The sequence below is a fragment of the Methylobacterium oryzisoli genome (genome assembly GCF_046557895.1).
Lineage (GTDB): Bacteria > Pseudomonadota > Alphaproteobacteria > Rhizobiales > Beijerinckiaceae > Methylobacterium > Methylobacterium oryzisoli.
Genome location: NZ_JBKIBX010000016.1, coordinates 73838 through 93114, shown reverse-complemented (window position 1 = coordinate 93114; position 19277 = coordinate 73838). Strand labels below are relative to the sequence as shown.

Annotated in this window: 16 protein-coding genes and 3 tRNA genes; 6 read left to right on the top strand and 13 right to left on the bottom strand. The window is 65.8% G+C overall.

Annotated features, from left to right (window positions below; translation table 11 throughout):
• Nucleotides 1–87: 87 nt before the first annotated feature.
• Nucleotides 88–1743 carry a hypothetical protein gene (locus ACKUB9_RS17240; protein WP_407524502.1) on the bottom strand — a complete coding sequence of 552 codons (1656 nt, stop codon included), beginning with the start codon at nt 1741–1743 and terminating at the stop codon, nt 88–90.
• A gap of 78 nt (nt 1744–1821) precedes the next feature.
• On the bottom strand, nt 1822–3177 hold the full coding sequence (locus ACKUB9_RS17235; RefSeq protein ID WP_407524504.1) for an HD domain-containing protein: 1356 nt from the start codon (nt 3175–3177) through the stop codon (nt 1822–1824).
• 567 nt (nt 3178–3744) lie between these two features.
• On the opposite strand from ACKUB9_RS17235, the gene ACKUB9_RS34470 reads away from it, so the two are divergent.
• Nucleotides 3745–4020, top strand: coding sequence for a hypothetical protein (locus ACKUB9_RS34470; RefSeq protein ID WP_490390952.1), 276 nt, complete (start codon nt 3745–3747; stop codon nt 4018–4020).
• Nucleotides 4021–4255: 235 nt separating this feature from the next.
• Here ACKUB9_RS34470 and ACKUB9_RS17230 read toward each other — a convergent pair.
• A tRNA-Lys gene (locus ACKUB9_RS17230) sits at nt 4256–4331 on the bottom strand.
• Nucleotides 4332–4432: 101 nt separating this feature from the next.
• Between ACKUB9_RS17230 and ACKUB9_RS17225 the strand changes: the two genes are divergently transcribed.
• Entirely contained in the window at nt 4433–5539 is a 1107-nt protein-coding gene (locus ACKUB9_RS17225; RefSeq protein WP_407524506.1) for a hypothetical protein, read from the top strand.
• 21 nt (nt 5540–5560) lie between these two features.
• Here the strand turns inward: ACKUB9_RS17225 and ACKUB9_RS17220 are convergent, their stop codons facing one another.
• The 5 genes from ACKUB9_RS17220 to ACKUB9_RS17200 form a co-directional block, all read right to left on the bottom strand.
• Entirely contained in the window at nt 5561–8272 is a 2712-nt protein-coding gene (locus tag ACKUB9_RS17220; RefSeq protein ID WP_407524508.1) for a valine--tRNA ligase, read from the bottom strand.
• A gap of 155 nt (nt 8273–8427) precedes the next feature.
• Nucleotides 8428–9018: a PopZ family protein gene (locus ACKUB9_RS34465; RefSeq protein WP_490390951.1), complete on the bottom strand. Its 591-nt coding sequence runs from the start codon at nt 9016–9018 to the stop codon at nt 8428–8430.
• A 170-nt stretch (nt 9019–9188) separates the two neighbouring features.
• Nucleotides 9189–10580, bottom strand: a complete 1392-nt coding sequence (locus ACKUB9_RS17210) for a TolC family outer membrane protein (protein WP_407524512.1) — start codon at nt 10578–10580, stop codon at nt 9189–9191.
• A 376-nt stretch (nt 10581–10956) separates the two neighbouring features.
• On the bottom strand, nt 10957–11613 hold the full coding sequence (locus ACKUB9_RS17205; RefSeq protein WP_407524514.1) for a protein-L-isoaspartate O-methyltransferase family protein: 657 nt from the start codon (nt 11611–11613) through the stop codon (nt 10957–10959).
• A 165-nt stretch (nt 11614–11778) separates the two neighbouring features.
• A tRNA-Cys gene (locus ACKUB9_RS17200) sits at nt 11779–11852 on the bottom strand.
• 243 nt (nt 11853–12095) lie between these two features.
• On the opposite strand from ACKUB9_RS17200, the gene ACKUB9_RS17195 reads away from it, so the two are divergent.
• From ACKUB9_RS17195 to ACKUB9_RS17185, 3 genes are all read left to right on the top strand, one after another.
• Nucleotides 12096–12171: transfer RNA gene (locus tag ACKUB9_RS17195), tRNA-Asn, on the top strand.
• Nucleotides 12172–12350: 179 nt separating this feature from the next.
• Entirely contained in the window at nt 12351–12527 is a 177-nt protein-coding gene (locus tag ACKUB9_RS17190) for a DUF1328 domain-containing protein (protein ID WP_238241361.1), read from the top strand.
• Nucleotides 12528–12665: 138 nt separating this feature from the next.
• Nucleotides 12666–12878, top strand: coding sequence for a hypothetical protein (locus tag ACKUB9_RS17185; RefSeq protein WP_407524516.1), 213 nt, complete (start codon nt 12666–12668; stop codon nt 12876–12878).
• Nucleotides 12879–13024: 146 nt separating this feature from the next.
• On the opposite strand, the gene ACKUB9_RS17180 is transcribed toward ACKUB9_RS17185, so the two are convergent.
• Nucleotides 13025–13240: a hypothetical protein gene (locus tag ACKUB9_RS17180; protein WP_407524518.1), complete on the bottom strand. Its 216-nt coding sequence runs from the start codon at nt 13238–13240 to the stop codon at nt 13025–13027.
• A gap of 430 nt (nt 13241–13670) precedes the next feature.
• Between ACKUB9_RS17180 and sseA the strand changes: the two genes are divergently transcribed.
• Entirely contained in the window at nt 13671–14519 is an 849-nt protein-coding gene (gene sseA, locus ACKUB9_RS17175) for a 3-mercaptopyruvate sulfurtransferase (protein ID WP_407524520.1), read from the top strand.
• A gap of 31 nt (nt 14520–14550) precedes the next feature.
• Here the strand turns inward: sseA and ACKUB9_RS17170 are convergent, their stop codons facing one another.
• The 4 genes from ACKUB9_RS17170 to ACKUB9_RS17155 all read right to left on the bottom strand — a co-directional run bounded on the left by ACKUB9_RS17170 (nt 14551) and on the right by ACKUB9_RS17155 (nt 19068).
• On the bottom strand, nt 14551–15360 hold the full coding sequence (locus tag ACKUB9_RS17170; RefSeq protein ID WP_407524522.1) for an amino acid ABC transporter ATP-binding protein: 810 nt from the start codon (nt 15358–15360) through the stop codon (nt 14551–14553).
• A gap of 7 nt (nt 15361–15367) precedes the next feature.
• Nucleotides 15368–16525 carry an amino acid ABC transporter permease gene (locus tag ACKUB9_RS17165; protein ID WP_407524524.1) on the bottom strand — a complete coding sequence of 386 codons (1158 nt, stop codon included), beginning with the start codon at nt 16523–16525 and terminating at the stop codon, nt 15368–15370.
• A gap of 7 nt (nt 16526–16532) precedes the next feature.
• Complete coding sequence (locus ACKUB9_RS17160; protein WP_407524526.1) at nt 16533–17744, bottom strand: amino acid ABC transporter permease; 1212 nt, start codon at nt 17742–17744, stop codon at nt 16533–16535.
• A gap of 304 nt (nt 17745–18048) precedes the next feature.
• Nucleotides 18049–19068 carry an amino acid ABC transporter substrate-binding protein gene (locus tag ACKUB9_RS17155; protein ID WP_407524528.1) on the bottom strand — a complete coding sequence of 340 codons (1020 nt, stop codon included), beginning with the start codon at nt 19066–19068 and terminating at the stop codon, nt 18049–18051.
• Nucleotides 19069–19277: the final 209 nt, after the last annotated feature.

Below are 19277 nucleotides of genomic sequence, written 5' to 3'. Positions count from 1 at the left end.
GCCTCCGCGGTGAGAGTAATTGCTCGTTATCTCGAAGTATTGATCGTAGACGTGAAGTCCCAAACGAGTGAGCAACTTATTTTCTGTTCAGGCGAATCGATTGATAATATCATCTCGCTGTGACCAAGACAGCGGATCAAAGATACGCAGCCGACCGGCCATTTGAGTAATTGAGTTCCGCAAAGGCTCTATATTCGGCAGATAACGCACAATTGGCTGCGAAGCTAATGTACGATAGTACCGCTCTACAGCTTCTCCGGCGTTGAAATCCGGTGCTGAGAAACCACGTGAGATGTAAGGTAGCGAATTCATGTATACAAACTGCTCGAAAAGCTTATCAATGATTGACGTAGCGGCCGGATTTTCAATTAAATGCGCCAATGGAGTTCCGGGCAGCAAATACAACTTGTAATCAGCCCTAACTGCTGCATATTCGTCGAGATTTATCGATTTAACAATGCTTTTTGCACTCATCACATTTTGCTTCCTATCGCGCTCGTGCTCCTGGAAGTATCTTAAAATGTCATGCAATCCTGAGTCATATAGCTCACCGACAATAGCATCCTGATAAATCCAACGATCTCTCGCAACTTGCCATTTCATATCAAGACGCCGATCAGATAAATTGCCGACTATTTCAACCGGCTCAAAATCCGATTGAAATGCAGCTTGAACAAGATCGGCGCGATGGCTGTTTGCAAGAAGTGCACCGTTTGGAATTGCTGCTGATGTTCCTTGGCTAGTTACAAGGAGAGCTTTTGCCGTGACTTCGGACCGAGCTTCGCGAACAAAGTTTTCGACCGACCTCATGAGTTGCGAATCTACGCTCCAAAATTCGTCCAATGCCTTCAGATCCGCCAGTGATTTTGCGGAGCGTCCCTCCTCTGTTTCAACAACGAACATAGGAACCGCGCTGAAGGCATCCTGATGAGCAATCCGATATTGTATGGGAATTCGTGCGCTTGCAGCTATTGGGCCAAGCAGAAATGGGATCTGCTCTACTGACCATGTTAATGAGAAGCCTTCCTCATTGCGGAGTCGTATCGACTCTTCAGCGACGCTTTCAAATAACATTCGGTATACATGTCTGATAGCATTCTCCTTCTCCGTGGTCGCTTCCACGAGCGATCGAGCCACGTTGGTTCGAGGAGCGTCATGCCCGACGATGTTTGCAATAGATAGGATAGTGCCGCCCACATACCCCGGGGTATCAAATTCGACTGCTATGCCCTCAACACATGTGGCGACCGGAGAATTCTCAAGCTGTAGTCGCCTATTACGTCGTGTATTTTCAGGTGCGGGAAGAAAGCTCCAGTCCCGAAAGTGTGAACTATGCTGAAGCGCAAAAGCAAGCGATACGCCATTGATCGATTTCTCAACAATTTTTACCTTGTCCTTATCAAATATTTGGGTTGTTGAGTTTTCTATGTAAGCCTCAAGAGCCTCTTTAGGAGATTTAAAGCCAACATTTTCAACAGGCTGATCGTCGATGATAACAGAAACTTTACACCTGGGGAATCTAACCCATTGTTTCACCGTAGCGAGCACATCAATTGGTTTTGCACTTCTGCGGAATGTTAGCTTAAATGATGTCCCGTGTGGGCCGAGCGCCCGTGCTTCAGGGTCTGTAGCTTTGTCAAGCAACTTGATGAGGAACACGCCATGAACTGAACGCAGAGATATTTTACGTGCTTCATCTTCATCGGGGGAGACAGTTACGATTTCCACAGTGTCGGCCACCATGAATGATGACAACACGCCTATACCAAAGCGGCTGATCGGATTGAAATTCGGGTGGCCTTCCTTGAATTTTGGATCTTGTTATCGAGACGATCCAACCTTCAAGAGATGATTCTCGATAATCGCCTGGGTCATTCCAGTTCCATTATCGATTATGCTAAGTTCCGATTTGTTGCTATTCCAAACAATCTTGACCGTTCCGGTTGAGGCTGAGTCTCTACGATCAATCGACGCTTGTAGGCGAACAGCATCTATAGCATTCTGCGTCAACTCGCGAACAACAACATTGCTGTCATTGTACAACGTATGGCCAGTTAATAGATTTAAGATTTTCTCTTGGTCGATAACAAACGTAAAAGGAGTGGTTAAAAATCCCTCCACTTTAACGTTCTTCGTATCAATATCCCGCCAAGGGAATTCGAACTTCTTAGAGTTTTTCTTACTAGAATTTTGTATAGCAGTATAGGTCGAGTTGAGTTGTGATTCTGCGTACTTTAAGTATGATGTTAGACCAAAAAAACTATCTTCGTCATGAAAGTTTGCGTATACCTCTACAGTTTGAGCTTGAACAGATTCAGCTATATTTCCATCACGATCAATCTCTGATTTATAGCGAACCCGTCGAACAGCGTTTTGCTTAGACCATTCGGATTGGCTGATCGGATCGGTAGGACTGATCAGACGGAACAATGTGGTTGGAGTACGGCTCTGGGTTATTTGGAGAAGGTCGACGGTTCGAAGTATCGCTGCACAGTATTGTACATTGGCGCTTTCATCGTCGCTATTTCCGTAGGGCTGAGAAAGTGGGTATTTGTTCGTATTGTCGATGTCATCGAGACTATGGCTTTCGCAGACAAGCGCTAAGTCCCGTCGAAATTCCGGAACCAACCTTCCCAATAATCGATCAATTTCAGCAACTTGCGCCGATGCGACACCGAAATGCGGATGATCTCTGCCTTCAATCCATTCTCGAACTCTCTTACCATGATTTGCTCGGACAAATTCTTGATAGAGAAATCTCTCTCGTTTATCGGGATCAAGGGTAGCAACTTTTGATTTATAGTCTGCGCCATCTGTTCCTGAGAACAAGTGGGTCTCACAGAATTGAAAAAAATCTGATTTGGTGCGATTGTTGTATTCTTCTTCGGTGACGATGAGCCCCATGTCATGAAAATAAATCGACATTACGATCAGCAACCAGTCGGCTGGTGCCAGAATTTGTTTCGTATTCTCAGGCACTAGCCAATCTAGCTGTGATAGCATATCATCTATGTGCCGGATGTCATGAACTGTATACTCAGCGAATATATTACTCCTACCGAAAAGTGATAAAATCTCCGTCACTACACGCTTTACATCATTTAAATTGATTGGAAATGCTGTGAGTGTTGTCGCCTGCTCAGCGTGACGCTCTGCATTGCTGATTTTTATTGGCATGGAGTGAATTGGCGTTCTCTGACGGAAGGGGTAGTTTTAATAAATGTTCTGCGTGAGTAAAGACTTGGGATTCGCCCGCGCAAATTTCGCTCGCAATGTGACTATTGTGCAACTGAATGAATTTTGGCTGATGTTCCTCCTCGTGCCTTAATAATCCTACCTGTTCATAAACTCAGAGACATTGTCTTTCTCAAGCACTTACTGTGTATTTTTAAATATGATTGTAAATGATGATATGTTTCTATGAGAAAACTTCAACGATAAATACGTTGCATAACAATAACTAAGATTTAGAAGTGCGAGATGAATGTAGTCATCATTTATTAGGCCATGAGAAAGCTCGGTGAGCGGCCCAATTTACACCATTTATCTATGTTTGAGTTTCACAAGGACGGCTGCGGTGAATATTTTTGCTCTGACATAGATGAGCAGAATTTGCCTTATTTGCTCGCTTTTTTGACGACGCTGTGCCTCAAGTATCTTAGTCAGCAGAATGTGTGAACTTAGCTGATCAATCTAGACATAATGTTGGCTCGGACGCGATAATGGTTGCCGGATTTCGGATCCGTGCAACGCTCTCCTAGCGGGTTCAAGGGGAGCGCGGCGTTGGCGTCGGTCTACAAACGTCGTGATGTGTGGTGGGTGCGTTTTCGGGCAAACGGGGTGCACATCAGACTGTCAGCGAAGACAATAAGGAAGGCAGAAGCTCAAGCATATTCTCAACGACTTCTAGAAGAGTACGCTGGGAAGCTCCGTAGCGACCTCCCGCGTCATCGAGTCGTGGAGGCCACCAAGCGGTACTTCCAGGAGACGCGGGTCAAACCGCATACCTGGCAGAGCTAAGAGTCGAACAGCCATATGCTGGCTCCGGTCTTCGACACGCTGCACCTCGACGAGACTACGAAGCGGACCATCGCCGAGTATGTCACACGCCGGAAGAAGGGTGGGGGTTCGGCTACAGGAGCGTCAGATCCTCTCCAGCAGCACCGTGCAGTGCGACCCTTCGCGAGGCTTCGGCGAACGTCAAAAAGCCTGAAGTTGTATAGCGTTATGCCACCGCGTCTGAGCCTAGGTGAGATGGTGAGCGCGCTGGGGCTCGAACCCAGGACCTACAGATTAAAAGTCCGTTGCTCTACCAGCTGAGCTACGCGCTCGCATCCGGGCGGCCCGCGCGGCCATGGCCGGCGTTCCCCTCGCGGAGCAGGCGTCGGCATAGGGGGTTGACGCCGTGGGGTCAACCGCGGAACCAGGGCATGTGAACAGCCTCGCGCCCGGCGCCCGGCGGGCCGTACGGCCGGCCGGTGCGGATCCTGCAGCACCCGTCGTCGCCGGCTCGGCCGGCGCGTGGCGCCGGTTCGTCGGCACGGTCCTCGCCGTCGCGGCGGCGGCGGGGCTCGCGATCCTCGGCTTCATCGCCGCGATGGACCCCTACGGCCTGCGCGCGGCGCCCGGTCGGCCGCCGGGGCCGATCATGGATCTCAACCAGCGCTTCATGTACCCGCAGGTAGTCCGCAGCGGCGCCTTCGACGCGGCGGTGTTCGGCACCTCCACCGCGCGCCTGCTCGATCCCGAGTCCCTCGACGCGGCGCTGGGCGGGCGCTTCGCCAACCTCGCCATGAACGCCGCGACGCCCTGGGAGCAGGTGCAGCTCGCCCGGCTCTTCCTGGACACGGTGCAGGTCAGGGGCGTGGTGTTCGGGCTCGACGCGAACTGGTGCGACGCAAAGGCCGACGCCAAGCGCCTGACCTTCCGGGCCTTCCCGGCCTGGCTCTACCGGTCCGACGCCGCGTGGCGCGGCCTCCTGCACCAGTGGAACCTTCAGAGCCTGCAGATCGCCGGCCGCGTGCTGCTGCATCGGCTCGGCCGGATGCCAGAGCGCATCCGCCACGACGGTTACGAGGTCTTCACCCCGCCCGAGGCGAGCTACGACGCGGCCCGCGCGGCCACCCATATCCGTACCTGGGAACGCGAGGACCCCTCGGTCGGCCCCGGCCCCCTGCCCGCCCTCGACTGGCTCGATGCGCTGCTCGCCGCGCTGCCGCCGGAGGCCCGCAGGCTCGTCGCCTTCATGCCGGTGCATGTCGGGGCGCAGGCGCCGCCCGGCAGCCCCGGGGCGGAGCGGGAGGCGGCCTGCAAGGCCCGCGCCGCCGCGATCGGCCGCAGCCGCGGCGCCACCGTAGTGGATTTCCGGATCCCCTCCGGCGTCACGACGCGGGATGCCAATTACTGGGATCCGCTGCACTACCGGCTGCCGATCGCCGCCAGGGTGGTCGCGGCGCTCGCACGCGCCGAGGCGTCCGGCGCCGACGATCCGGACGGGTTCTACCGGGTGCTGGCGCACCCGCAGGCCGCCGGCCGCTGAGGCGGCCGGGCCTGGCCTCAGTCAGCCCTCCAGGCGGGCGAGCGCCTCGCGCACCTTGGCGAGGCGCTCGGCGGCGGCGTCGCGGCGCTCGCGCTGCTCCTCCACCACCTCCTCGGGGGCGCGGGCCAGGAAGTCCGCGTTGGCGAGCTTGGCGTCGGTCTTGGCGATCTCGCCGGTGAGCCGGCCCTCCTCCTTGCGCAGCCGCGCCACCTCGGCGGCAAGGTCCACCACACCTTCGAGGGGCAGCGCCGCGACCTCGCCGCGCACGAGGAGCTGCACCGATTTGGCCGGGCTCGCCTGTGCCTCGCCGATCTCCGAGAGACGCCCCAAGCGCCGCACGGTCTCGCCCCAGCGCTCCAGGCGCGCCCGCACGGCCTCGCTCGGCGAGACCAGCACCAGCGGGATCTGCGCGCCCGCCGGCACGTTCGTCTCCGAGCGCGCCGAGCGGATCTCCGAGACGAGGTCGACCACCCAGCCGATCTCCGCCTCGGCCTCGGGCCGCCGCAGGGCGCCGAGGTCGGGCCAGCGCGACAGCGCCAGGAGCCCGCGCGAGAGACCCGCCTCCCGGCCCTTGGTGGCCCACAGCTCCTCGGTGAGGAACGGCATGAACGGGTGGAGGAGCGCGCAGATCTGGTCGATCAGGAACGAGACCGTGCGGCGGGTCTCCTCCCGGGCCGGCCCCTCCTCGCCCTGCAGCACGGGCTTGGCGAGTTCGAGGTACCAGTCGCAGAAGACGTTCCAGACGAAGCGGTAGGCGGCGTTGGCGGCGTCGTTGAAGCGGTAGGCGTCGAGCGCCGCCGTCACCTCGCCCGCCGCGCGGGCGGCCTCGCCGATCGCCCAGGCGTTCAGCGTCTCGCGCACGGCGTCGGGCCGGAAGTCGGGGTCGATCCGGCAGCCGTTCATCTCGGCGAAGCGCGCGGCGTTCCACAGCTTGGTCGCGAAGTTGCGGTAGCCCTCGACGCGCTGGACCGAGAGCTTGATGTCGCGGCCCTGCGCCGCCATGGCGGCGAGCGTGAAGCGCAGCGCGTCGGCGCCGTAGCGGTCGACGAGGTCGAGCGGATCGACCACGTTGCCCTTCGACTTCGACATCTTGGCGCCCTTCTCGTCCCGGACGAGGGCGTGGATGTAGACGGTCCGGAAGGGCACCTCATCCATCGCGTGGAGCCCCAGCATCATCATCCGGGCGACCCAGAAGAAGATGATGTCGAAGCCCGTGACGAGGGCGCTCGTCGGGTAGTAGCGGGCGAGTTCCGGCGTCTGCTCCGGCCAGCCCAGCGTCGAGAACGGCCACAGGCCGGAGGAGAACCACGTGTCCAGCACGTCCTCGTCCCGGCGCAGGCTCACCGGGCGGCCGTGATGGGCGCTCGCCTTCTCCAGCGCCTCCTCCTCGGTCGCCGCCACGAAGACGCGCCCGTCCGGGTCGTACCACGCCGGGATCTGGTGGCCCCACCAGAGCTGGCGCGAGATGCACCAGGGCTCGATGTTCTCCAGCCACTGGAAGTAGGTTTTTTCGTAGGTCTCCGGCACGAAGCGGGTGCGCCCGTCGCGCACCGCCTGCATTGCCCGCTCGGCGAGCGGCTTCACGTCCACGTACCACTGGTCGGTGAGGTAGGGCTCGATGACGACGCCCGAGCGGTCGCCGTGCGGCACCGCGTGGGTGTTGGGCTCGATGGTGGCGAGGCGCCCCGCCTCCTCCATCATCGCCACGACGCGCTTGCGCGCCTCGAAGCGGTCGAGGCCGTGCAGCGCCAGGGTCGCGGGATCGGGCGCCGCGCCGTCGAGGAACGCCGCGTTGCCCTCCAGGCAGAGGCGCGCCTCGTCGTCCAGGACGTTGACGAGCGGCAGGCCGTGCCGCCGTCCGACCTCGAAGTCGTTGAAGTCGTGCGCGGGCGTGATCTTGACCGCCCCGGTGCCCTTCTCGGGATCGGAATACTCGTCCGCCACGATCGGGATCAGGCGCCCGACCAGCGGCAGGCGCACCCGCTTGCCGACGAGCGCCCGGTAGCGCTCGTCCTCCGGGTGGACCGCCACCGCGGTGTCGCCCAGCATGGTCTCGGGCCGGGTCGTCGCCACCGTGATGGTCTCGCCCGTCTCGCCGCCCGCCTCGTCCACCACCGGGTAGGCGAAGTGCCAGAGATGGCCCTTCACCTCGACCTGCTGGACTTCGAGGTCCGAGATCGCGGTCTGGAACTTCGGATCCCAGTTCACGAGGCGCTTGTCGCGGTAGATCAGCCCCTGCGCGTGCAGGTCCACGAACACCTTCACGACGGCCTTCGAGAGGCCCTCGTCCATGGTGAAGCGTTCCCGCGACCAGTCGCAGGAGGCGCCGAGCCGCTTCAGCTGGTTGACGATGGTGCCGCCCGATTCCGCCTTCCACTCCCAGACGCGGCGCACGAACTCGCTGCGCCCGAGCATCCGGCGGTCGGGCTCCTGGCGCTCGGCGAGGCGGCGCTCCACCACCATCTGGGTGGCGATGCCGGCGTGGTCCGTCCCGGGCTGCCAGAGCACGTCCTTGCCCCGCAGGCGCTCGAAGCGGACGAGCACGTCCTGCAGGGTGTTGTTGAGCGCGTGGCCCATGTGCAGCGAGCCCGTCACGTTCGGCGGCGGGATCATGATGCTGAAGGGGGCGGCGTCTGCGCGATCGGGCCGGCCGGCCCGGAAGGCCTGGGCCTCCTCCCACTCGGCGGCGATGCGCGCCTCGACGGCGGCAGGATCGAAGGTCTTGTCCATCATGACGGAATCATCCGCGCCGGACGCCGTCCCCTCACCTCTCGGCGGGGGCGTGCGCGCCGGCGAAACCGCGAAACAGGAAAAGGGGCCGTGAGCCGCGCGGGCGGCCGGCCCCCTCGTTCGCGCTTTCAACCGGACGGCGGCCCTGCCGTCAACTCTCAGCGCCCGCGGGCGACGCGCTCGATCTCCGCCCGCACCAGCCGCTCGACCATCACCGGCAGGTTGTCGTCGAGCCACGCCTTCAGCATCGGCCGCAGCATCTCTTGGACGAGATCCTCCAGGGTGCGGGCGTTGTTCGACAGGACCGTGTTGGCGAGCAGCGTGAAGGCCTGGCTGACGCTCGCGTCCGATTCCCGCGACAGGAGGCGGCTCTCGGGGGCCGGGGCCGCCGGGGCGGGCTGCGGCGGCGGGGGGGGCGGTGCAGGCGGGGGCAGCGGGGCCGCCGCCTTCACGGGCTCCGGTTCCGGCTCGATCTCGATCGCGTCGAAGTCGATCGGCTCGTCGTCCCGGAAGCCGATCTCCGGCATGTCGAGGTCGAGCGGCGCCTTGCGCACCGGCTCGGCCACCTCGGCGAGATCGAGGACGTCGTCCTCCTCGAAATCCGGCTCGGGTGCCGGCGCAGCCTTCACCGGCTCGGGCTTGGGCACCTCCCGCACCGGCGGTGGGGGCGCGCTCGCGACGGGCGCGGGCTCGGCTTCCTTCTGGTCGTCGGCGATGATGCGGCGGATGGAGGCGAGGATCTCCTCCATCGAAGGTTCCTGCGGCTTGGGGCTCGCTGCGCTCATCGACTTCGAAACGCTCGGGTCAGGGGGAAGGCGCGACCGCGCCCATCAGCAGTATTCCACGTCCGGTCCGCCGCACAAAGCCGGCCCACCCGCCGCCAACAGGAGTATCGCCGGGTGTGGCGCGCTCGCCATGCTCAGCGCCCGTCGGGGGTGCGCACGCCGTACCAGAGGTCCTTGACCTGATCGAAATGCTGCTTGGAGCTGTACTGCGCGACCCGGATTCCCACGAAGGCCGTGGTGAGCCGGCCGATGGTCTGCACGACCTGATAGGAGCTGACCACCCGGTCGCGCTGGGCCGCGATGAGGTTCACGCGGGCGTTGAGCAGTTCCTGCTGGGCGTTCAGGACGTCCAGGGTGGTGCGCTGGCCGACGCGGGCCTCCTCGCGCACGCCGTTGAGCGCCACCTCGTTGGCCTGCACCTGCGCTTGCTGGGCGATGACGCGCGCCTTCGCGGCGTCGAGGTTGCCCCAGGCCGTGACGATCGAGGCGCGCACCTGATCGCGCACGATCTCGACTTGGATCCGCGCCGCGCCGACCTGCTCCTTGGACCGACGGATCTGCGCGTACTCCGCGCCGCCCTGGTAGAGCGGCACGCTCAGCTGGCCGGTGACGGCGCCCGAGAACAGTTCGGAGTTGCCGAACTGCTGGTCGAACAGCTTCTGCACGGAGCCGTTCAGGCTCACGGTCGGGTAGAGCGCCGCCTCGGCCACGCGCACGCTGGCCTCGGCCGCATCGACGTCGTGCAGGGCCGAGACGATGTTGGGATGCTCGCGCAGGCCGATGTCGATGGCGGCCGTGAGGTTGCCCGGAACGTAGCGGTCGAGGGGACGGCCCGGGGCGAGCTGGCGCGGCTCGACGCCGACGATCTGCCGGTAGGTGGCGATGCTGGTGCGCAGAGTCGATTCGGCGAGGCTGACCTGCGAGCGGGCACCCGCGAGCCGGGCCTCGGCCTGTGCGACGTCGGTGCGGGTGACCTCGCCGACGTTGAAGCGGTCGCGGGTCTGGCGGAGCTGCTCCTCCAGCACCTCGACGTTGTTGCGGTTCAGTTCCAGGGTCGCGGTGTCGGCCAGCACGTTCATGTAGGCCTGCGCGGCCGAGAACAGCACCGACATCTCGACGTTGCGCAGGGTCTCGCGCCCACCCAGCACCTGCGATTCGGCGAGCCGGGTCTGGCTGTCGGTCTGGAAGCCGTTGAACAGGGTCTGGGTGACGGTCAGCCCGGCCGAGCCCGGCAGGATCGTCTGCCGGATGCGCTGCCCCGCCTGCGTTCCGTCGGTGTTCTGCACGCCGATCGAGGCCGAGCCGCTGACGCGCGGGCGGTACCCGCCCACCGCGATCGCCACGTTCTCGTCCGTGGCGCGCTGCGTGGCGCGCTGCGTGTTGAGAGTCGGATTGCCCGCGTATGCGCGCCCGAGCGCGCTGTCCAGCGTCTCCGCCCGCGCGCCCTCCCCCGCCAGGATGAGGGCCGCGACCGCAACGGTACGGAGCCAGAGGCCGCGTTGCGCTCGATGTCGTGTTTCAGTCACGCCTAACCACCTTGAGTGCGGCCTGTCGCAATCGGTTCCGGCACGCGACGGTCCCGAACCCATTCGGCTGAGCCCACCTCGCGTCAAACCTTAGCTGACGGCGCGCCCGGAGGCATCGGCGGCAGCCGGCAGGAGCCGACTTTGGCGGGCGGTGGCGCAAAAAGGCGACAGTCCCGGAGGCCTGTTCGAGACGCCGCCCCGAACACGCACAGTCGCGGCCCGGACCGACACCGATTTATCCCCGCTGTTCACGCGGAAATACGTTGAGTCTGTTGGTAGCGCGGCGAACCGAGGTCGCGCGCGATGGCCCCCGCATGGGCTGCGGCGGGGCTGCCGGCGCCGGCGATTCGACCCGGCCGCGGCCAGGTCGGCTGGCTCAGAAGGTGAAGCCGGTCTCGGCCGCGAAGGCGCCCAGGGCCGGGAGGGTGGCGTCGAAGAGCGGGCGGGACCCGAAGGCGTTCCCGGCGCGCACCCAGAGGGTGGCCTTGCCGGTGCGGCCCTGGCCCTGCACGCAGGCGAGGCGCCCGCCATCGGCCAGCTGGTCGAGCAGCGTCTGCGGCCGCGTCTCGATGCGCCCGTTGATCAGGATCGCGTCGAAGGGGCCCTGCTGGGGAGCGCCCGCGGGAAGCGGACCCGTCTCGACGACGATCTCCCGGCCGGCGAGGCGCTCGCGCGCCTGGCCGGCGAGGCCGGGCAGCGATTCGAGAGCCGTCACCCGGGCGCCGAGCCGGTCGAGGAGCGCGGCCGCGTAGCCGAGCCCCGTCGCCACGTCGAGGGCGCGCTCGCCCGGGCGGAGGGCGAGGGCCTGGATCAGCCGGGCGAGCACCATCGGGGCGGGCGTGTAGCGGGTCTCGCCCTCCTCGGTGCCGAGCGCGAGCGGCTGGTCAATGTAGGCGAAGGCCTCCCGGCCCTCCGGCACGAAGCGCTCGCGCGGGACGGCGTCGAAGGCGTCGAGCACCGCGATGTCGGTCACGTCGAAGGTCCGCAACTGGCAATCGACCATGAGGCGGCGCGCTTGCGCGTAATCGAGCATGGAGGTCTCTGGAGGCGTGAGGCGGCCGGGCCGCCGGGCGTCGCGGTTGTGGTGGATCGCCGTCGAAAAGGCAAGGTTCGCCCGACCCCGCGCAGCCCTCGCGCCGGGGACGCTCACCGGCGCCGGCACGGGCCGGTTCGCCTTCGGAAGGATCGGGAAAAACGGTGGAGGCCTCGCCCGGAATCGAACCGGGGTGCAAGGATTTGCAGTCCTCTGCGTAACCACTCCGCCACGAGGCCGTTCCGCGGCGCCGGGGGCGCCGCATCCCCGGGGCGGGCGGCCGGCCCGGGACGAGGGCTCTTTAACAGAGCGGCGGCGGCGGAGGCAACCGGAATGCGCGGCCGGACGATCGCACTGCTCTAGATCCTTGACTTGCCGCACATTCTGCGACGAACCGGTCTCCGCTTCGTCGGAAAATGCTCCAGGGCGCCGCCAACACCCTTGCACCGCGCCGGGCGCTTGGAGTATGCGTCCCGGGCCGTTCCCCGATAGCTCAGTTGGTAGAGCAGGCGACTGTTAATCGCCTTGTCGCAGGTTCGAGTCCTGCTCGGGGAGCCATCCGGCCCGACCTCCCGCATCACCGGCCGAAGCTCCGCCCGGCGCATCGTCCCGGGCGCGTCGAACGATTCCCGCGGAACTACATCGCCCTCGTCCGGGTTCTTCGTGCAAGTTGCTGCGACGCTTCGGATCGCGATTGGTCCAGCAGGCGCCAGCGTCATGATTGACGGGAGATCACCATGATCGGTTGGGCTATCACGTTCCTGGTCGTCGCTCTGGTCGCGGCCCTGCTCGGCTTCGGCGGCATCGCCGGCACCGCGATGGAAGCGGCCAAGATCGTCTTCTTCGTCGCCATCGTGCTGTTCGCGGTCTCGGCCGTGTTCGGCCTGATGCGCGGGCGCTCGCCGCGACTCTGACGGGTCGGCATCAATGACGAAAAGGGCGGCTTCGGCCGCCCTTTTTCGTCGCAGGGACCCGCTGCATCCGAAGGCAGGCCCGGTGCGTTGCGCTGGATGCCGCCGGCGCGGGCCGGCGGTCCTTCCGGCGGATTCCCGATGACCGGTTTCTTCCTCTACTTCACGGCCTGCCTTGCCGCATCGCCCGACACCTGCGAGCTGCGCCGCCTCCTCCTCGATGTCGAGGAGCCGCGCCTCTGCCTGCGGATCGCGCAGCCGCAGCTCGCGCGCTGGATCGGCAGTCACCCCGAATACCGCGTCATCGAGTGGCGCTGCGGCGCCCCGCCCCGCGACCGCGGCCGGCGGGTCTGATACGCAATCCGGACGATCAGTTCGGATCTCGTATCAGGCAGCCCGCGCGGCGGAGCCGAGGCTCCGCGCGCCTAAGCGAAGCCGAAATCCGCATCGTCAAGGTTCACTTTGGCGATGCGATCGATCGGATTTCGTATGACGCACTCTCAGGCCTGGACCGCCCGCCCGAAGGCCAGGACGGTGCTCCGCCCGCCGGCCGGCATCCGGCGCGACGGCCGCGGCACGAGGCGGTGCAGCGTGGCGGTGCGCGGGGTGGCGGCCCGCAGGTCGGCGCACCAGATCGCCGAGGCGATGTAGCCGCGCGAGAGAATCTCCACCGTGTCGGGCCGCAGGGGGCTCTCGAAGCGAGCCGTGGCGTTCATCACGACCTCCCTGGCACCGGTCCGACCGATCCGGGCCGCCACCCCGGCGTGGCGCGGCTCCGGCGAGGCCAGCAGCCCCTCCTGCGGCGCGCGTCGGGCGGGCCAGGCAGCCCTCGGAGTCTCACTGCCTGGCCCGTCGACCGCGCCCGGCCGTGCAAGGGAGAGTGAACACGGCGGTTGCAGTGAGACGGGCCTTGCAGGAGCCGTGCCAAACCGGGCCCGGTGCCGCATCCCACGATCCCCTCCGCCATCGTCCCCCCTGCGCGCCTGATTCCGACGCCGTCGGCTTCCGGCCCGGTGTACCCGGCGCACGCCGCCGCAGCCACCCGTCCGGCGCGGATCCGTGGCCTCCTCACCGAATGGTGTTTATAGGTTGGGCAGACCAAGGCGCGGCCGTTGGCATTCGGGCGCCCGGATCGAGGTGGACGGCATGGCGACAGGACCCTTCGTGACGACGGACTGGCTGGCGCAGCGGCTCGCCGCCCCCGACATCGTCGTGGTGGACGGCTCCTGGTACCTGCCGGCCATGAACCGCGATGCGGCGGCGGAGTACCGCGCCGGCCACATCCCGGGCGCGGTGCGCGTCGACATCGACGCCGTGCGCGACGAGGACAGCCCCCTGCCCCACATGCTGCCGTCGCCGGAGGCATTTGCCTCGCGCATGCGCGCGCTCGGCATCGGCGACGGCATGACGGTGGTGGTCTACGACGGCATGGGCCTGTTTTCCGCGCCGCGCGTGCGCTGGATGCTCCGGGTCTTCGGCGCGCGCGACGTGGCGATCCTCGCGGGCGGCTTCCCGGCCTGGGTGGCGGGCGGGCACCCGGTCGAGGAGGGCGACCCGCGGCCCCGCGACCGGCGCCACTTCACCGCCCGGCTCGATCATTCGGCCGTGGCGGATGTCGGGGATATCAAGCGGGCGCTGGCGGGCGCCGCCCAGGTGGTCGATGCCCGCTCGGCGGCGCGCTTCGCCGGCGAGGAGCCGGAGCCCCGCCCGGGCGTGCGCCCCGGCCACATCCCGGGTTCGCTCAACGTGCATTACGGCGCCCTGCAGGAGCGCGGGCAGCTCAAGGACCCGGCCGCCCTCACGGCGATCTTCCGGGAGGCCGGACTCGACCTCGACCGCCCGGTCGTCACCACCTGCGGCTCGGGCGTCACCGCCGCCATCGTGTCGCTCGCGCTCGAGACAATGGGGCGCGAGCCGCGGGCGCTCTACGACGGGTCCTGGTCGGAATGGGGCGCGCGCGAGGATCTGCCGGTGGAGACCGGACGCGGGCGCTGAGGCGCGGCGGCGCTCACGTGGCCGCCGGCCGTCAGTGCAGGATCTGGCTCAGGAACAGCTTGGTGCGCTCGTGCCGGGGGGCGCGGAAGAAGGCGTCCGGCGTGTTCATCTCTACGATCTGCCCCTCGTCCATGAAGATCACCCGGTCGGCGACCTGACGGGCGAAGCCCATCTCGTGGGTGACCACCAGCATGGTCATGCCCTCGTCGGCGAGGCCCACCATCGTGTCGAGCACCTCCTTGACCATCTCGGGGTCGAGGGCCGAGGTCGGCTCGTCGAACAGCATGATCTTGGGGCTCATGCACAGCGAGCGGGCGATGGCGACGCGCTGCTGCTGCCCGCCCGAGAGCTGGCCCGGATACTTGTGGGCTTGGTCGGGGATCTTGACCCGGGTGAGGTAGCGCATCGCCAGGGCCTCGGCCTCGGCCTTCGGCGTCTTCTTCACCCAGATCGGCGCCAGCGTGCAGTTCTCCAGCACCGTGAGGTGCGGGAAGAGGTTGAAGTGCTGGAAGACCATGCCGACCTCGCGCCGGATCTCGTCGATCCGCTTCAAGTCGTTGGTGAGTTCGATCCCGTCCACCACGATGCGCCCGGCCTGGTGCTCCTCCAGGCGGTTGATGCAGCGGATCAGCGTCGACTTGCCGGAGCCCGAGGGGCCGCAGATGACGATGCGCTCGCCGCGGCGCACGGTGAGGTCGACGTCGCGCAGGACGTGGAAGGCGCCGTACCACTTGTTGACGCGCTCCAGCGTCACCGCCGTGGGGGCCTCGGCGAGGCGGGCCGCGGAGGTGTCGGCGGGCGCGAGGTCCGGGTCGGTCTCGGGCAGGTGTGACGCGGTCATGCGGGGATCACCGTCGTTGGCCGGCAGCCAGCCGGCGCTCCACGTAGAGCGCGTAGCGCGACATGCCGAAGCAGAAAACGAAATAGAACAGGGCCGCGAAGGCGTAACCCGTCGTGACCACGGTGGGCGCGGCCCAGTTCGGGTCGACGCGGGCCGATTCGATCGTGCGGATGAAGTCGAAGATCCCGACGATCGACACCAGCGTGGTGTCCTTGAATAGGGCGATGAAGCTGTTGACGATGCCCGGGATGACGATGCGCAGGGCCTGGGGCAGCACGATCAGGCGCATGCTCTGCCAGTAGCCGAGGCCCAGCGAGGCCGCGCCCTCGGTCTGGCCGCGCGGGATCGCCTGGAGCCCGCCGCGGACGATCTCGGCCATGTAGGCGGCCGAGAACAGCGCGATGCCGACGAGCGGGCGCATCAGGCGATCCACCGTGACGTCGCCGGGCAGGAAGAGCGGCAGCATCACGTTGGCCATGAACAGGACGGTGATCAGCGGCACGCCGCGCCAGAACTCGATGAAGATCACGCAGACGAGCCGGACCAGCGGCAGCTCCGAGCGCCGCCCCAGCGCCAGCAGGATCCCGAGCGGCAGCGAGGCCACGATGCCGACGAGCGAGACCACGAGCGTGACCAGCATCCCGCCCCACAGCGAGGTCGGCACCTTCGACAGGCCGAGCATCGGCACGCCCGCGAGCAGCGCGTAGCCCGCGAGGGGGAAGATCACGAAGACGTACAGGGCGGCGAGGCCCCGCCGCGGCGCGTCGAGCCACAGGAGCCAGCCGATCCCGACCGCCGCGAGGCCGAAGAAGAGGTTGGCCCGCCAGCGCTCCTCGATCGGGTAGGAGCCGTACACGAAGTAGTTGATCTTCTGGGCCACGAAGGCCCAGCAGGCCCCGACCGGGCGGCCCACCACCTCGGGCCGGCAGGCGTCGCGGTTCGTCCCCGTGAACACCGCGTCGAGGACGAGGAAGCGGGCGAGCGGCGGCACCACCAGCACCACGATGGCGAGCGCGAGCAGCGTCAGCAGGGTGTTGCCGGGACCCGAGAAGAGGTTGGCCCGCGCCCAGGCGAGCGGACCGCTCACCAGCACGGGTGCCGGGGCCGGCGGCACGGGCTCGCGGCGGATGAAGCTGAGCGGCAGGGTCCGGGGTCCGGCGGTCATCGCGCCCTCACAGCTCCACCAGCGCGACGCGCCGGTTGTAGATGTTCATCACGAGGGCGGTGACGAGGCTGATGGAGAGGTAGACCGCCATCGTGATCGCCACCACCTCCACCGCCTGCCCCGTCTGGTTCAGCACGGTGCCCATGAAGACCTGCACGAGGTCCGGGTAGCCGATCGCCACCGCCAGCGACGAGTTCTTGGTGAGGTTGAGGTACTGGCTGGTGAGCGGCGGCACGATCACCCGCATGGCCTGCGGGATCACCACGAGGCGCAGGGTCGGTCCCGGCTGGAGGCCGAGCGCGCGGGCGGCCTCGGTCTGGCCGCGGGACACCGCCTGGATGCCCGCCCGCACCACCTCGGCGATGAAGGCCGCGGTGTAGAGGGAGAGACCCAGCACCAGCGCGACGAACTCGGGATAGAGCTGCAGCCCGCCGCGCAGGTTGAAGGTGCCCTTCACCGGCACTTCGACCGTGACCGGAGCGGCGCCGACGAGCGCCAGCCCGCCCCAGGTGGCGAGCGGCAGGCCGAGCGCCAGGGCGAGGCCGGCGAGCCACACCGGCGCCTGTCGGCCGGTGCGGGCCTGACGGCGGCGGGCGCGCACCCGGTAGGCGAGCGCCGCGGCGATCCCGAGGCCGAGCGCGAGCGGCAGCGCCCAGGCATCCGGGGCCAGGATCGGCTTGGGCACGTAGAGGCCGCGCTGGTTGAGGAAGACCGATCCCGGGAGGCTCAGGGACTCGCGCGCGCCGGGCAGCGCCGAGAGCACCGCCACGTACCAGAACAGGAGCTGGAGCAGCAGCGGGATGTTGCGGATCACCTCGACGTAGACGCCCGCCAGCCTGGCCAGCATCCAGTTGGGCGACAGCCGCGCCACGCCGATCAGGAAGCCGAGCAGGGTCGCCAGCACGATGCCGATGGCGGCGACGACCAGCGTGTTGAGGAGGCCCACCACGAAGGCCTGCCCGTAGGTCGAACTCGCCGCCGCGAAGGGCACGAGCGCCTGGCTGACGTCGAAGCCGGCGGTGTTCGACAGGAAGCCGAAGCCCGAGGCGATGCGGGCGTTGCGCAGGTTCTCGGCGGCGTTGTCGACGGCGGTCCAGACCAGCAGCCCGACCGCCAGCACGAGCAGGGCCTGGGCGGCCCAGCCACGCACCCGCGGGTCGTAGAGCGGCGAGACCCGGGGCGGCCGGGAGGGCGGGGCGACCGATGGGCTGTTCGACAAGGCGGTTCGGGTCCTGACGGGAGCGCTCGATGGGCGCGGACGTGGGACGGATGATGGAAGTCGAGCGCGGGTAGCATCCCCTCTCCCGTGCGGGAGAGGGGCAGGGGTGAGGGTCCCGGGAGGGAGCCGCAAGCGGACACGAGGCTGCCGCTGCCAGCACGCCGATCAGTGTTCGAAGCTGACCTGTTCCGCTCCCCTCACCGTCGTTTTAGCTTCACTGCGGCTCCCTCCCGGGACCCTCATCCCTGCCCTTCTCCCGCACGGGAGAAGGGATCCCGCGCTCGACCCGAAACCCTCCGCCGCCTCAGCGGATCGGCGGGCCGTATTGCAGGCCGCCCTTCGACCAAAGGGCGTTGACGCCGCGCTGGATCTTGAGCGGCGAGCCCTGGCCGACGTTGCGCTCGAAGCTCTCGCCGTAATTGCCGACGAGCTTGACGATCCGGTAGGCCCAGTCGTTGGTGAGGCCGATCCCCTCGCCGAACTTGCCCTCGGTGCCCAGGATGCGGCGCACGTCCGGATTGTCGGAGCCCTTCATCTGGTCGACGTTGGCCTGGGTGATCCCCGCCTCCTCGGCGTTGAGCATGGCGTAGTGGGTCCAGCGCACGATGTCGGCCCATTGCGAATCGCCGTGGCGCACCGCCGGCGCGAGCGGCTCCTTGGAGATGATCTCCGGGAGCACGATGTTGTCGTCGGGATTGGACGCGCGCAGGCGCTCCGAATAGAGGCCGGAGGCGTCGGTGGTGAAGGCGTCGCAGCGGCCGGAATCGTAGGCCTTGAAGGTCTCGTCGGCGGTGGCGAAGGCCACCACCTCGTACTTCAACTTGTTGGCGCGGAAGTAATCCGCGAGGTTGAGTTCCGTGGTGGTGCCCTGCTGGGTGCAGATCGAGGCGCCGTCGAGCTGCTTGGCCGAGGTCACGCCGAGCTTCTTCTTCACCATGAAGCCCTGGCCGTCGTAGAAATTGACCGCCGGGAAGTCGAGACCGAGCGTGGTGTCGCGCGACATCGACCACGTGGTGTTGCGCGACAGCAGGTCGACCTCGCCCGACTGGAGGGCCGTGAAGCGATCCTTCGCCGAGAGCGGGATGAATCGGATCTTCGTGGTGTCGTTGAAGATGGCCGCCGCCAGCGCCCGGCAGAAATCGACGTCGAGCCCGGTCCAGCGCCCCTGCGCGTCCGGCACGCCGAAGCCCGCGAGGCCCGGGTTGGAGCCGCAGGTGAGAAAACCCTTCTGCTTGATCCCTGCCAGCGTGGCCTGCGCCTGGGCGCTCCCCGGCAGAACACTGGCGCCCAGGGCGAGCGTGAGCGCCGCAACGATCGTCTTCATCCGAGTCCCAAGCTCCTGTCGACCCATGGCCGGTTGTCGACCCGCGGCCGGTTCGCTCCGTGCCTGCGGGATGCTCCTGCCTAAGCAAGCGGCATTCCAGGCGATGACCGCTGTCCGGTCAAGGGGTTGGCCCGGCGGCGCGGGGACGTGAGGCGGCTTGACGCGCAGGGCTCCGGCGGGGTGTGGTCCGGCCTCCCGTCGATCCCGAG